Raw genomic sequence first — 13,699 nt, 5'->3', positions numbered from 1 at the left:
GGCTCAGACGGCCGCGCCGGCGCGGTAGCCGACGCCGCGCACGGTGGTGACGATGCGCGGGTTCTCCGGGTCGACCTCGACCTTCGCGCGCAGCCGCTGCACGTGCACGTTCACCAGCCGGGTGTCGGCCTTGTAGTGGTAGCCCCACACCTGCTCGAGCAGCATCTCGCGGGTGAACACCTGGTGCGGCTTCGACGCGAGCGTGTGCAGCAGGTCGAACTCGAGCGGGGTGAGCGGGATCGCGGAGCCCGAGCGCATCACCTCGTGCCCGGCCGCGTCGACGGTCAGATCGCCGATGCGGAGGCGGCTGCCCGGCGCGGTGGCCTGGGGCCGGAGGCGCGTCTTGATGCGGGCGACGAGCTCCTTCGGGTTGAACGGCTTGACGATGTAGTCGTCCGCGCCGGCCTCGAGCCCCTCCACCACGTCGGTCGTGTCGGACTTCGCGGTGAGCATGATGATCGGCACGCCGCTCTCGGCGCGGATCGCGCGGCACACCTCGATGCCGCCGGCGCCCGGCAGCATCACGTCGAGCAGCACCAGGTCGGGCCCGATCGCGCGGAACCGCCCGAGCGCCTCCGCGCCGTCGCCGCAGAAGGCCGGCTCGAACCCCTCGCTCGACAGGACGATGCCGATCATCTCGGCAAGCGCCGTGTCGTCGTCCACGACGAGGATGCGACCGCTCATGCCGCCTTCCGTGCATTCAGGCGCTCGTCCACATCGACGAAGCGCGGAGGGTGCCGCTCAGCGTAATCGTTCCGAGACCTCGGGGACGCGTCCTGGCGCGCTCCGCAGTCCCCCAGCCGCACGGCATGGAACGATGACGGCATGGCTGATCAGGGCGACGACTGGACCTCGCCCGGCGGCGCAGCGCGACCCGACCCCGAGCCGCCCCGCTACGGCGAGCGCATCCCGGGATGGTCGCAGCCCGCTGCGGCACCGGTGCCCGTCCCCGCACCCACGACGTACACGCCGCCGCCGAAGCCGGGCCTGATCCCCCTCCACCCGCTGTCGTTCGGGCAGATCCTGGGGTCGGCGTTCGCGGTCATCCGCTTCAACCCGCGGGCGACGATCCCGCCGGCGCTGATCATCAGCCTGATCCAGAACGTGCTCACCGTCGGGCTGACCTACCTGATCGGCTTCACGACCGTCGACCGCATCGAGCGGGCGGCGAACGACGCCGACCGCGCCACGATCGCCACGGGCGCCGCGCTGACCGGCGGGGCCGGGTTCCTCGCGGTGCTGGTCGCGAGCGTCGTCGGCAGCGCGCTGCTGCAGGGGCTGCTCACCCGCGTCGTCGCGGACGGCGCGCTCGGCAGGCGGCCGACGGCCGGGGAGGCGCTCCGCGCGGCCGCGCAGCGCTTCTGGCCGCTCGTCGGGTTCTCCGTGCTGCTCGGCGCGGCACAGCTGGTGCTGCTGCTCGTGTTCAGCGCGAGCGCCGTGGGGCTGTTCGTCGCGTTCTCCGGGCTCGCGAACGACCTCGGCATCGTCGTCGCGATCCTCGTCGCCCTGCCGATCGGCGCGGCCCTGACCGTCCTGTACCTGTGGTTCGCGGTCAAGCTGTCGCTGTCGCCGTCCGTGATCGTGCTGGAGCGCCTGCCCGTGCGCGCGGCGATCGCGCGGTCGTGGCGGCTGACGCACCGCGCGTTCTGGCGGACGCTCGGCGTGCTGGTCGTCGTCACCGCGATGGTGTCGGTGGCGAGCCAGATCGTCTCGACGCCGTTCAGCTTCCTGGGCGGCGCGATCAGCGGACTCCTCTTCCCGAACTCGAGCGGCGACCTCGGGTCGAACCTGCCGCAGCTGTTCATCTCGACGCTGCCGGCCCTGATCGTCGCGGTCATCGTGACCGGCATCGGGCAGATCGCGCAGGTCTCCGCGATCGTGCTGGTCTACCTCGACCGGCGGATGCGCACCGAGGGGCTCGACCTCGAGCTGCAGCGCTTCGTCGAGCAGGGCGGCGACGACCCGTTCGAGCGGGTCGGATGATCCACCTCCCGGCGGCGGTGCCGGTGCAGCCGGACGCCGGCACGGCCAGGCGTTGGCTGCTGCAGGAGCTCGCGAAGCCGGCGTACCAGGCCGCGGAGCCGACCCCGATCGACCGGGCGGTGCAGGCGTTCCTCGACTGGTTCACCGGCCTGTTCGACGTGCGGAACGCCGACACGCCTCCCGTGCTGCTCGCGATCGCGATCGGGCTGGTCGTCGTGGTGCTCGTCGTGGCGGTGCTGCTGTTCGGCGTGCCGAGGCGGAACCGGCGCAGCACCGCGGGCGCGCTGTTCGGCGAGGACGACCGCCGGTCCGCGGCCGACATGCGGCGCGCGGCGGAGGCGGCGGCGGCGCGGGGCGACTGGTCGCTCGCGGTGCTGGAGCGCTTCCGGGCCCTGGCGCGTTCGCTCGACGAGCGCACCCTCGTCGCGGTCTTCCCCGGCACCACCGCCTCCGCGTTCGCCCGCTCGGCCGGATCGGCGTTCCCCGCCGAGCACGCCGAGCTGCAGGCCGCGGCCGACCTGTTCGACGGCGTGCGGTACGCCGACGAGCAGGCGACGCGGGAGGACGCGCTGTCGGTGGCCGCGCTCGACGACCGGCTCGCCGCGAGCCGGCCGGCCGCGGTCCTCGCGTGAGCACCGCGGCGCCGGAGGCGGTCACCCCGACCGTCCGGCAGACCCTGCGCCGCGCGCGGTTCTGGGTGGTCGTGCTGCTGGTCGTGGCCGCGATCGCCGTCGGCAGCGTGATCGTGAACGCGCTGCCGTCGCTCGGCTCCCCGTTCGACCCGGACAACCCCGGGCCGGAGGGGGCCAGGGCGCTGCGGTCCGTGCTCGAGCAGCAGGGCGTCGCGGTCACCGTGACCGACACCGTCGCGGCCACCGCGGACACCGCCGGGACGCTGCTCGTCGACGACGCGGACGCGAGCCTCGACGCCGACGCCTGGCAGCGGCTCCTCGCCAGCCGCAGCCGGGTCGTCGTCGTCTCGCCCGACCGCACCGCGCTCGACGCGCTGCTGCCGGAGGTGCGCGCGGGCGGCGCCCCTGGCGGCTCCACCGCGGCAGCCGGGTGCTCGCTGCCCCTCGCGCAGCGCGCCGGCTCGATGTCGCTGACCGGCGTCGACCTGAGCCTGCGGTCCACCTCCGGCACCGTCTGCTTCGCGCGGGACGGCGCCGGCCAGGTGGCCACCGGCCTCCGCGGCGGCGTGCGCGTCGTGCTGCTCGCGGACCGCACCGCGTTCACGAACGAGCACATCCAGCGCTCCGGCAACGCGGCCGTCGCACTCGGCGCGCTCGGCGCGACGGACCGGCTCGTCTGGTTCCAGCAGTCGCCGCTCGACTCGGCCGCCGCGCACGGCGCGACGCTGCAGGACCTCACGCCGGGCTGGGTCACGCCGCTGGTCGTGCTGCTGCTGCTCGCGGGCCTCATGACCGCGCTCTGGCGCGGCCGGCGGCTCGGCCCGATCGTCGTCGAGTCGCTGCCCGTCGCGGTGCGCTCCCGCGAGACCGTGGAGGGGCGCGCGCGCCTGTACGACCGCGGGTCCGCGCGCCTCCGGGCCGCCGACGGCCTGCGCATCGGCGCGATCCGCCGCATCGGCCCCGTGCTGGGCCTGTCGCGGACCGCCTCCGTGCAGGAGGTGGTCGACGCCGCCGCCCGGACGACCGGCCGCTCGCGCGATGCGATCGCCGCCCTGCTGCTGACCGACGAGCCCGGCACCGACCGGGACCTCGTGCGGATCTCCGACGACCTCGCCCGGCTGGAGGCGGCCGTGCGCGCCGCCGCCGTGCCCGGCCCGACCGCCCCTTCGAACGGAGCCCCATGACCGACGACCTGCGCGAGCGCCTCACCGCCGTCCGCACCGAGGTGGCGAAGGCCGTGGTGGGCCAGGAGGCCGCCGTCAGCGGCCTGATCGTCGCGCTGCTCGCCCGCGGCCACGTGCTGCTCGAGGGCGTGCCCGGCGTCGCGAAGACGCTGCTGGTGCGCTCGCTGTCCGCCTCCCTCGCCCTCGAGACGACCCGGGTGCAGTTCACGCCGGACCTGATGCCGGGCGACGTGACCGGCTCGACCGTGTTCGACGCGGCGAGCGGGCGGTTCGACTTCCGGCAGGGGCCGGTGTTCACGAACCTGCTGCTCGCGGACGAGATCAACCGCACGCCTCCGAAGACCCAGAGCGCGCTGCTGGAGGCGATGGAGGAGCGGCAGGTCACCGTCGACGGGGTCTCCCGGCCGCTGCCGGACCCGTTCCTCGTCGCGGCGACGCAGAACCCCGTCGAGTACGAGGGCACGTACACGCTGCCGGAGGCGCAGCTCGACCGGTTCCTGATGAAGCTGGTGCTCGACCTGCCGGAGCGGGACCAGGAGGTCGAGGTGCTGGTGCGGCACGCGGGCGGCTTCGACCCGCGCGACCTCGCGGCCGCCGGCCTGCGCCCGGTGCTGACGCCGGAGGAGCTGCGGCGGGCCCGCGTGGCGGTGCAGGAGGTGCGGGTCTCCCCCGACGTGCTCGGGTACGTCGTCGACCTGGTCCGCGGCACGCGCGCGGCGCCCTCCGTGCAGCTGGGCGTCTCGCCCCGAGGCGCCGCCGGCCTGCTCGCCGCCGCCCGCGCGTGGGCGTGGCTGCGCGGCGCGCCCGCCCTCACGCCGGACCACGTGCAGGACATGGCGCTGCCGGTGCTGCGGCACCGCATCCGCCTCCGCCCGGAGGCGGAGCTGGAGGGCGTCTCGGTCGACGCGGTGCTGCGCAGCATCATCGCGACGGTCCAGGTCCCCCTGTGATCCCCTCCCTCACTGCGGACCTGCCGGTTCCGGCATCCGACACCCCACGTGCGGTGCAGAGAGCGGCAAGTGCGCGCTCCCGCACCGAGGACTTGCCACTGGACGCCCTCCTTCGTCGTGCCGAGGGGCGATCAGTGACAAGTCCGCGCTCCCGCACCGAGGACTTGCCACCGAACGCCCTCTTCCACGCCGAGAACGGGCGATCAGTGACAAGTCCTCGTCGTCCGGGGGCCGCATGGTGATCACCGGGCGGGTGCCGATCCTCGTGCTGGTCGGGATCGTGCCCGTCGTCGCGCTCGGAAGCTTCGGCGGCGCCTGGGCGGTCGGCACGCTGGCCGTCTGGGTCGCGCTCGTAGCGCTGCTCGTGCTGCTGGACCTCGTCGCAGCACCGAGCCCGCGCGGCGTGCGCATCGAGCGCGAGCTGCCCGCGGCCGTCCGCCTCGGCGAGCCCGCGCCGGCGACCCTGCTCGTCGCGAACCCGGGAGGGAGGCGCCTGCGCGGCGTCCTCCGCGACGCGTGGCAGCCCTCCGCCGGCGCGACCCCGACGCGCTGGCCGCTCGACCTGCCCGGCGGGGAGCGGCGCGCGTTCCGCGCCACGCTCGTCCCGGTGCGCCGCGGCGAGCGCCGGACCGAGCAGGTCACGCTCCGCTCCCTCGGCCCGCTCGGGCTCGCGGCCCGCCAGGTGACGCTGCGGGTGCCCGGCGCGATCCGGGTGCTGCCGCCCTTCAACTCCCGCCGCCACCTGCCGAGCCGCCTCGCCCGCCTCCGCGAGCTCGACGGCCGCACCCTGCTGCAGGTGCGAGGGCAGGGCACCGAGTTCGACTCCCTGCGCGAGTACGTGCGCGGCGACGACGTGCGCTCCATCGACTGGCGCGCCACCGCCCGCAACCCGGCCCTGCCCGACGCGGGCCAGCGGCTGATGGTCCGCACCTGGCGCCCGGAGCGCGACCGCCGCGTCGTCGTGGTCGTCGACTCCGGCCGCACCGCCGCGGGCCGCATCGCGGACGAGCCCCGCCTCGACACCGCGTTCGAGTCCACGCTGCTGCTCACCGCCCTCGCCACGAGGGCCGGCGACCGGGTGGACCTGCTCGTCTGGGACCGCCGGGTGCGCGCCCGCGTGCACGCCGCGGCGCCCGCCGACGTGCTGCACCGGATGGTCGACGCGATGGCGCCGATCGACCCCGAGCTGCTCGAGACCGACTGGTCCGGCGTGCCCGCTCAGGTGCGGGCGCTCACCTCCCAGCGGGCGCTCGTCGTGCTGCTGACCTCGCTGGAGGGGGCCGGCAGCGCTCGCTCGCTGCTCGGGATGCTGCCGCAGCTGACGACGCGCCACGTCGTCGTGATCGCCTCCGTCACCGACCCGGCGGTCGTCGGCATGACCGGCGAGCGGCGCGACCTCGATGAGACGTACCTCGCCGCGGCCGCCGAGCGCACGCTGCTCGACACGCAGCGGATCGCCGCCGCTGCGACGCGCCTCGGCGCCCAGGTCGTGACGGCGCCCCCCGCGGACCTGCCTCCGGCCCTCGCGGACCGGTACCTGTCGCTCAAGGCCGCCGGGCGGCTCTGATCGGCGCACACGGCGGTCTCCCCACCTCCGTTGACCCCTTGTCAAGCCCTTGCGGAGAACCTGCCCAGATCGAGCGCCGATGATCGGACGATCGGATCAGGAGAGGCAGTGCTCATGGGGGAAGAGATCGACCGGCTCATCGGCGCGGACGCGATCGACGTCGACGACGCGCGGATCGGCGAGATCAGCCAGGTGTACCTCGACGCCGAGTCCGAGCGGCCGACCTGGATCGGCGTGCGACTCAGCCTGCTGAGCGGCACCGAGGTGATGGTGCCCCTGGACGGCGCGGAGTGGAACGAGCGGGCGCTGCGCACCGCGGTCTCGAGGGACGTCGCGAAGGACGCGCCCCGGCTGGAGCACGACGAGCCGCTGACCGTGCTCGAGCAGGAGCGCCTGTACACGCACTACGGCATCCCGACCGTGCGGCCCCCGCGCGAGGACGTCGACCTCGACGTCGAGCCGGGCGAGGTCTGCTACAGCGTGAGCGACGACGCCGCCGTGATCGACATCACGGGCCGCGATCCGGGGCAGGGGTCGCTCAGCCGGGCGTCGTGAGCGCGGTCCGCTCGACCACCACGAGCATCCGCTCCGGCGGTGTGGTGCCGCTGACGGCGCCGGCGATCGCGGTGAACCCGCCGTCCCCGAACCGGTACTCCGCGGCGTAGACGACAGTCACCGCCGCCTGCCGCGCCCCACGGTCCGTGTAGACGTGGCTGGTCGGCGTGGCGGTGAGCTCCTCCTGGCCGAGCGCCCCCCAGCTCGCACCCGGAACGGCGGAGGTGCGGACGACGCCGTCGCCGTAGTCGAACCGGTAGGCGACCGGGGTGAACCGCACCTGCGCCGGGCGGCCGAACACCTCGCCGTCGACCGTCGCCGGCGCGATCTCGATCCACAGGTTCGCGGGCACCCCGACGACCGCCCACCCGTCCGGCTCCAGGTGGAGACCCGTGGTCGCCGGGAGGAAGCGCGCGACGTCCCTGATCGTCACCACCGCCGCCGGATCCGCCGCGACGGGATCGACCGGGTCGCCCACGGGGATGAGCGGGTTCACCGTGCCGCTGACGCGGGTGGCGCACTGCCCGTTCCCGTAGCAGAGGTCGTCGAGCAGGGCTTGGATCTCCCGCTTCGTGAGCGGCCGCCCGGGTGCGCCGGGACGGCCGGGGGTGCCGGGTTCGCCGGCGACCGGGCGCGTGGTGGTGGCCGTGATCTCTGCCTCCTTCCCATTGGTGGAGGCGGAGGTGTTGGTGGACGTGGCGCAATGCCCCAGCTTCTGCTGCAGAGAAGTGCAGGAGGCAGCCTTCACGACCCCCACGGGGAGCGGAGAGCCCGACATAGCTAGAAGCGCAAGAAGGAACGCGGTCAGCAAAGCGATTGGCCGGACCATGCACTGTTCTCACTAAGGGCGAGACGTTTACCGCTCCAGATGAACTTGGCCAACGAGGTCTGCTGATCTATCCGTTTCACTGGCGTCACGTCACGGCCCTTGTTGTCGATGACATGGGTCTGACCGAAGTCAACACATGCGTATGCCGCGACTTCACCTGTGTCAAGGTCTGCGGCCTGCAACTTAAAGCGGACAAGCTTTGATTCGCCGGTCACGCGGAGAGCTTTGTCGACGAGATAGTCTGCCCCGCTCCGTTCGGCCTTCATCTCGGAGCCCGTGACGTACGGACTTAGTCGCTCGACTCCGCGTCCACCCGACTCCGACACGGAATCTGAGATGCGGAGGTAAGTCGTGAAGGTGTCGCGAGCTGCAGATTCGGCTTCGACCGTCGAGTCAAACCTCTGAACACTTGACTTGGATGGGGTCGGATTCACTGAATGAGTTGCAGTGCACGCACTCGCCACCAACATGACCGCAGCGCAAGCGAACGCGCTTGTAACGGTTCGGCGGAACACACCGCAACGGTAGAGCAGCGCCCGCGCCCGCGCTCGGGTTCTCCACAGGGGTCAGTCCGCGATGATGCGGCGCGCTCCTGCGGCGAAGGGGTCGAGGTCGCCGGTCTCGCCGAGTCGGTGCGCCCTGCCTCCGACGACCACCATGTAGAGCAGGAACGCGGTGAGCGCGAGGGCTCCGATGCCGATCTTCACCGGCCAGGGCAGCGGCGAGGGGGTCACGAAGCCCTCGATGATGCCCGAGACGAACAGCGAGATCGTCAGGCCGACGGCGATGATGAACATCGCTCGGCCGTCCTCCGCGAGGGCCTGCAGCCGGGTCCGCGGACCCGGGGCGATCCACGCCCAGAACACGCGCATGCCCGCGGCTCCGGCGACGAAGACGCTCGTCAGCTCGAGCAGGCCGTGAGGGGCGATGTAAAGGAAGAACGTGTCGGCGTGGCCGTAGCCGATCAGGATGCCGCCGGTCAGCCCGATGTTCATCGCGTTCTGCAGCAGGATGTACGGCACGTAGACGCCGAGGATCCCGAAGGCGATGCACTGCGCCGCGATGAACGCGTTGTTCGTCCACACCTGGCTCGTGAACGACGCGGCGGGGTTCTCGCTGTAGTAGTTCACGAAGTCGTTGTTCACCAGCTGCTTGAGGTCGGCGTCGCTGCCCATCGCCGCCTGCACCTGCGGGCTGTTCGCGGACCAGGTGCCGTAGGCGACGGCGATCACCGCGCTGCCGAGCGCGATCCAGAAGGTCCACCAGCGCACGCGGTACAGGGCGGCCGGCAGCTGGAGGAGGAAGAACGCGGGCAACTGGCTCAGCACGTTGCGGCCGGTGCCGGTGAAGCGCATCCGCGCTCGTGACAGCGAGACCGAGAGCCGGTCGCCGAGCGCGACCGAGCCGGCCGTCGTGGTGATCGCGGACAGGTCCGCAGCGCCGTCCTGGTAGCGCAGCACCAGCTCGTCGCTGTCCCGGCCCGAGAGGCGGCGGTGCGCCGCGAGGGTGTCCAGGCGGTCCCACTCGCCCTGCCGGGCGGACCGCAGGGCGTCCAGATCCACGCCGCGAGCCTACGTGCTGCCTCCGTCCACCTCCGGGACCGCGCCGGTAGGTTCGGAGGGTGACCGATGCAGCGCCGGACGACCTCGGGATCGTCACCGGCGAGGCGGTCACGCTCGACGTGCGGTCGACCAGCTGGGCGCTGCGGGCGCTCGGCGCGATCCTCGACGGGCTGTGCGAGCTGGCGCTGTTCCTCGGGCTGATGTTCGCCGTGCTGGGGCTCGGGTTCGTCTCCGGCGACGCCGCCCTGTCGCGTGCGCTGCTAATCATCGACCTGGTGCTGTCGTTCGTGATCGTGCCGACGGTGCTGGAGACGGCGACGCACGGCCGGTCCGTCGGCAAGTTCGCCATCGGCGCGCGCATCGTGCGCGACGACGGCGGCGGGATCGCCCTGCGGCACGCGTTCATCCGCGCGCTGAGCGGCGTCGTCGAGCTGCTGTTCACCGTCGGCGGCCTCGCTGCCATCGTCGGGCTGCTGAACCGGCGGTCGAAGCGGATCGGCGACCTCATCGCGGGCACGGTCAGCCAGCAGGAGCGGGTCCCTCGCCCGCCGTCGAACGCGGTCGGCGTGCCGGAGTCGCTCACCGAGTGGGCGGAGGTGGCGGACGTCGCGCGCCTGCCCGACCGGCTCGCGCGCCGCATCGCCGCGTTCCTCGCGCAGGCGCCGAAGATGGCCCCGGCGAGCCGGGAGCGGCTGGCCGCCTCCCTCGCCGCCGAGGCTGCGCCTTACATCGCCCCGATGACCGACGCGAGCCCCGAGTTCCTGCTCGCCGCCGTGGCTGCGATCCGCCGGGAGCGCGAGCTGACGGCGCTGCGGCTGGAGCAGCAGCGCTTCGACGACCTCGCCTCCACGCTCACCGCGACGCCGAACGGCTTCCCCGACCGCTGAGGCTTCCGTTGTGAAGGAGTTCCTCCGCAGACCGCCGAAGAACTCCTTCACAACGGATCAGGGCAGCGGGAGGTCGATCGAGGTCGGGCGGCCGCCCTCGCGCAGCCAGGTGACTCGAACGGAGATGCGGCGTCCCTCCACCCGCAGCACCGAGAAGGCGAGCGCCTCGCCCGGGCCGATCGCCTTCGCGACCGTCTCGACGGGGTGCACGAGATGCGAGTCGTCGCCGGTGCCCTCCACCGTCGCCTGCTGGGCGGTGGCGCCGCCGACGTTCACGGCCTCGTACCGCTGCCGGCCGACCGCGCGCAGCTCGAAGCGCACCGGCGCGTCCTTGCCCTTCCTCGGGGCGGAGTAGGTGCCGCGGGAGACCGCCGGCAGCGGGATCGCCCCGGTCCGCAGGGCCTCCGCCCAGTCGAGCGGCGGCGAGTCCTGCAGGCCCGCGGTCACCTGACCCGTCGCGGAGCGTGCGGGCGGCTCGGGTGCGGGGACGGGCGCCGGCGTTGCGGCGGGTTGGGGTGCGGGGAGGGGCTCCGGCGCGGGGGTCGGCGCCCGCTGGAGGGTCGGGGCCTGGACGGGAGCCGGCGCGGGCGCCGGCTCCTCGACAGACTCGGTGGTGGCGGAGGCGGAGGGCTCGGACTCGCGCTCGCGCTCGCGCTCTGTCTCGGTCGCGGGCTCGAGCGGCGATTCCGGCTTCGGATCCTGCTGCTCGGGCGCCGCCGCGGAGGCGGAAGCCGCGGGCATCTCCTCCGCCCGTCGGTCTTCGGCCGGGTCCGGCTGCTGAGGGTGCGGCTCCGGAACGAGCGTCAGCCGCGGCTCCGCACTTGGCTCCGCCCGGGCGAGGCTCGCGAACGGCGCCGCCACGGGGACCTCGACGGCCGGCCGCGCGATCGACCCCTCCGGCTCGGGCGTCGAGGAAGGGACCGGCGCGGATCCCGGCGGCGCGAAGGCGAAGGCGGAGGGAAGGGGCGCGGCGACGAGCCGCGACGGCAGCATCAGCGGGCCGGTCGGCTGGTCCGCGACGTCCCCCAGGGACCGCACCTGCAGCGCGTTCAGCCGGTCGACGATCTGCTGCGCCGAGCGCACCGCCTGCTCGGCCTGCGTGCGCGCCTGCAGGGCCGCCTCCTCCGCCGCCGTCGCGCGCTGCCGGATCAGCGTCGCGCGGCGCAGGGCCGCCGTGCCCTGCACGTAGCCGATGACCCCGCCGACGAGCCCGAGCGCGGCCAGCACCACGGCGACGATCGACGTGATCAGCGCCGCCGACGCTGTCGAATCCACCCGTCCACGCTACCGACCCCCGCGCGGGCGCCGCTGTCCCCCTCCACCCACGGCCCGAGCCCGGGCCCGGGCCCGGGCCCGGGCCCGGGCCCGAGCCCGAGCCCGGGCCCGGCGAGCCGAGTACCACAGCAGGAAGAACCGAGTCCGACAGCAGGAAGAAGCACGGACGGCAGGAAGGATCGGGCCGGTTCTTCCTGCCGTCGTGCATCCTTCCTGCTGAGATGCTCCGCGGAGGCGGGTCAGTAGCGGTAGGCGTCCGACTTGTAGGGGCCGTCGCGGTCGACGCCCAGGTACTTCGCCTGCTTCTTGGACAGGCGGGTCAGCCGCACGCCGAGCGCGTCGAGGTGCAGGCGGGCGACCTCCTCGTCGAGGGCGCGGGGCAGCGTCACGACGCTGACGGGGTACGCCTCCGGTGTCGTCCACAGCTCCAGCTGCGCGAGCACCTGGTTCGTGAAGCTCATCGACATGACGAAGGAGGGATGGCCGGTCGCGTTGCCGAGGTTCATCAGCCGCCCCTCGGACAGCACGATGACGCTGCGGCCGTTCGGCAGCTGCCACTCGTCGACCTGCGGCTTGATGCGGATCCGGTCGGCGCCCTCGAGCGTCTCGAGGCCGGCGACGTCGATCTCGGTGTCGAAGTGGCCGATGTTGGCGACGATCGCGAGGTGCTTCATCGAGAGCAGGTCGTCGACCGTGACGACCTTCTCGTTGCCGGTCGTGGTGATGAGGATGTCGATCTGCCCGGCGACCTCCTCGAACGGCACGACCTGGTGGCCGTCCATGGCCGCCTGCAGCGCGGTGATCGGGTCGATCTCGCCGACGACGACGCGGGCGCCCTGGCCGGCGAGCGCCTCCACGGCGCCCTTGCCGACGTCGCCGTACCCGACGACGTAGGCGGTCTTGCCGCCGATCAGCACGTCGGTCGCCCGGTTCAGTCCGTCGACCAGGGAGTGGCGGATGCCGTACCGGTTGTCGAACTTGCTCTTCGTGACGGAGTCGTTCACCGAGATCGCCGGGAACAGCAGCTCGCCGTCGCGGTCCCACTCGTGCAGGCGGTGCACGCCCGTCGTCGTCTCCTCCGAGACGCCGCGGATGTCGCCGGCGATGCGCTGCCAGCGCTCCGGGTCGCGATCGAGGGAGCGGCGCAGCACGTCCGCGAAGGCCCGCAGCTCGGCGCCCTCGCTGTCCTTCGACTCCGGCACGCGGCCGGCCTTCTCGTACTGCACGCCCTTGTGCACGAGGAGGGAGGCATCGCCGCCGTCGTCGAGGATCATCGTCGGGCCGGTGTAGTCGCCGCCCTCCGCGACCGCCTCCCCGGACCAGTCGAAGATGCGCTCGGTGCAGTCCCAGTACTCCTCGACCGTCTCGCCCTTCCAGGCGAAGACCGGCACGCCGCGCGGGTCCTCCGGGGTGCCTTCCGGGCCGACGACGACGGCGGCGGCCGCCTCGTCCTGCGTGGAGAAGATGTTGCAGCTCGCCCAGCGCACCTGCGCGCCGAGGTCGACCAGGGTCTCGATCAGCACCGCGGTCTGCACCGTCATGTGCAGCGAGCCGGCGACGCGGGCGCCGGCCAGCGGCCGGGAGTCGGCGTAGCGCTCCCGCAGCGCCATCAGCCCCGGCATCTCCTGCTCGGCGAGCCGGATCTGGTGCCTGCCCGCCTCCGCGAGGTCGAGATCGGCGACCCGGTACTCCAGGGTCGGACTGTCGGGCTCCGTATCGCGGGACGTGTCCAGAAGACTCATCCGAGCATCATCCCAGACCCCGCACGCGCGGGCCGCACGAGCGCCGGGTCCCTCGCCGTTCCGCACTTCTGCGCCGACACGCCGCGTTCTCGACCCCCGGGACGGCGCGTCGGCCAGGAAGTGCGGATCCGCGAACGGGTCAGGCGCCCCGGGAGGCGGAGCGCTCGTCGACCGGCGCCGAGATGCGCAGCACCGACCAGCCCTGCGGCGCGGAGAGCCGGTCGGCGTGCTGCTCGCAGAGGTCGTAGCTGTGCGGCTCCGGCGTGGCCGACAGCGGGCCGAGCACCGCCATCGAGTCGACGTACGCGTACGTGAGCGTCGCGATCGCCGGGCGCCGGCACGTCTGGCGCGAGCACGGGCGGGACGACGGCACGGCCGATGGTATGCACACCATCCGGTCACGATCTCGTCATGCCTCGGCGCGGCGCGTACCATCGCTCGGCATGGCCCGCTCCCGTCGCGTGTCGCACGCGCCGACCCCCAGGGCCTCCTTCCGGAACCGCCACGGCCGCGGGCTGCGCTCCTCCGTCACC

At 73.4% G+C, this 13,699-nt stretch carries 14 protein-coding genes; 7 read left to right on the top strand and 7 right to left on the bottom strand.

Features of this window, described 5'->3' with window-relative positions:
• Nucleotides 1-3 precede the first annotated feature (3 nt).
• A complete protein-coding gene (gene mtrA / locus ACFE60_RS06700; protein ID WP_375388073.1) occupies nucleotides 4-684 on the bottom strand; it encodes an MtrAB system response regulator MtrA in 681 nt (226 codons plus the stop codon).
• Nucleotides 685-825: 141 nt separating this feature from the next.
• Between mtrA and ACFE60_RS06695 the strand changes: the two genes are divergently transcribed.
• From ACFE60_RS06695 to ACFE60_RS06670, 6 genes are all read left to right on the top strand, one after another.
• Nucleotides 826-1,983, top strand: a complete 1,158-nt coding sequence (locus ACFE60_RS06695; RefSeq protein ID WP_375388072.1) for a hypothetical protein — start codon at nucleotides 826-828, stop codon at nucleotides 1,981-1,983.
• Nucleotides 1,980-2,615, top strand: a complete 636-nt coding sequence (locus tag ACFE60_RS06690) for a DUF4129 domain-containing protein (protein ID WP_375388071.1) — start codon at nucleotides 1,980-1,982, stop codon at nucleotides 2,613-2,615. The genes ACFE60_RS06695 and ACFE60_RS06690 overlap by 4 nt, the downstream gene beginning before the upstream one ends.
• Nucleotides 2,612-3,799, top strand: a complete 1,188-nt coding sequence (locus tag ACFE60_RS06685; RefSeq protein WP_375388070.1) for a DUF4350 domain-containing protein — start codon at nucleotides 2,612-2,614, stop codon at nucleotides 3,797-3,799. Before ACFE60_RS06690 ends, ACFE60_RS06685 begins: the two co-directional genes overlap by 4 nt.
• Nucleotides 3,796-4,749, top strand: a complete 954-nt coding sequence (locus ACFE60_RS06680; protein WP_375388069.1) for an AAA family ATPase — start codon at nucleotides 3,796-3,798, stop codon at nucleotides 4,747-4,749. Before ACFE60_RS06685 ends, ACFE60_RS06680 begins: the two co-directional genes overlap by 4 nt.
• A 235-nt stretch (nucleotides 4,750-4,984) precedes the next feature.
• Nucleotides 4,985-6,316, top strand: coding sequence for a DUF58 domain-containing protein (locus ACFE60_RS06675; RefSeq protein ID WP_375388068.1), 1,332 nt, complete (start codon nucleotides 4,985-4,987; stop codon nucleotides 6,314-6,316).
• Nucleotides 6,317-6,430: 114 nt separating this feature from the next.
• Entirely contained in the window at nucleotides 6,431-6,871 is a 441-nt protein-coding gene (locus ACFE60_RS06670; protein ID WP_375388067.1) for a PRC-barrel domain-containing protein, read from the top strand.
• Here the strand turns inward: ACFE60_RS06670 and ACFE60_RS06665 are convergent.
• The 3 genes from ACFE60_RS06665 to ACFE60_RS06655 form a co-directional block, all read right to left on the bottom strand.
• Nucleotides 6,855-7,619 carry a hypothetical protein gene (locus tag ACFE60_RS06665; protein ID WP_375388066.1) on the bottom strand — a complete coding sequence of 255 codons (765 nt, stop codon included), beginning with the start codon at nucleotides 7,617-7,619 and terminating at the stop codon, nucleotides 6,855-6,857. The two genes, ACFE60_RS06670 and ACFE60_RS06665, sit on opposite strands and share 17 nt — an antisense overlap.
• 56 nt (nucleotides 7,620-7,675) lie before the next feature.
• Nucleotides 7,676-7,966 carry a hypothetical protein gene (locus ACFE60_RS06660; protein ID WP_375388065.1) on the bottom strand — a complete coding sequence of 97 codons (291 nt, stop codon included), beginning with the start codon at nucleotides 7,964-7,966 and terminating at the stop codon, nucleotides 7,676-7,678.
• Nucleotides 7,967-8,266: 300 nt separating this feature from the next.
• A complete protein-coding gene (locus ACFE60_RS06655; RefSeq protein WP_375388064.1) occupies nucleotides 8,267-9,262 on the bottom strand; it encodes a stage II sporulation protein M in 996 nt (331 codons plus the stop codon).
• Between the two features lie 59 nt (nucleotides 9,263-9,321).
• Between ACFE60_RS06655 and ACFE60_RS06650 the strand changes: the two genes are divergently transcribed.
• Nucleotides 9,322-10,149 (top strand): RDD family protein, encoded by an 828-nt coding sequence (locus tag ACFE60_RS06650; protein WP_375388063.1) that lies wholly within the window; start codon nucleotides 9,322-9,324, stop codon nucleotides 10,147-10,149.
• Nucleotides 10,150-10,206: 57 nt separating this feature from the next.
• On the opposite strand, the gene ACFE60_RS06645 is transcribed toward ACFE60_RS06650, so the two are convergent.
• The 3 genes from ACFE60_RS06645 to ACFE60_RS06635 form a co-directional block, all read right to left on the bottom strand.
• Nucleotides 10,207-11,424, bottom strand: coding sequence for a hypothetical protein (locus ACFE60_RS06645; RefSeq protein WP_375388062.1), 1,218 nt, complete (start codon nucleotides 11,422-11,424; stop codon nucleotides 10,207-10,209).
• 239 nt (nucleotides 11,425-11,663) lie between these two features.
• The gene (gene ahcY / locus ACFE60_RS06640) at nucleotides 11,664-13,166 is read right to left on the bottom strand and encodes an adenosylhomocysteinase (RefSeq protein WP_375388061.1); all 1,503 of its coding nucleotides are present in this window, start codon (nucleotides 13,164-13,166) and stop codon (nucleotides 11,664-11,666) included.
• A gap of 139 nt (nucleotides 13,167-13,305) precedes the next feature.
• Entirely contained in the window at nucleotides 13,306-13,539 is a 234-nt protein-coding gene (locus ACFE60_RS06635) for a DUF3499 family protein (RefSeq protein WP_375388060.1), read from the bottom strand.
• Nucleotides 13,540-13,699 lie beyond the last annotated feature (160 nt).

The sequence above is a fragment of the uncultured Amnibacterium sp. genome (genome assembly GCF_964245895.1).
Lineage (GTDB): Bacteria > Actinomycetota > Actinomycetes > Actinomycetales > Microbacteriaceae > Amnibacterium.
Note: the sequence above shows the minus strand (reverse complement) of the source record. Positions and strands in the feature narration are given on the sequence as shown.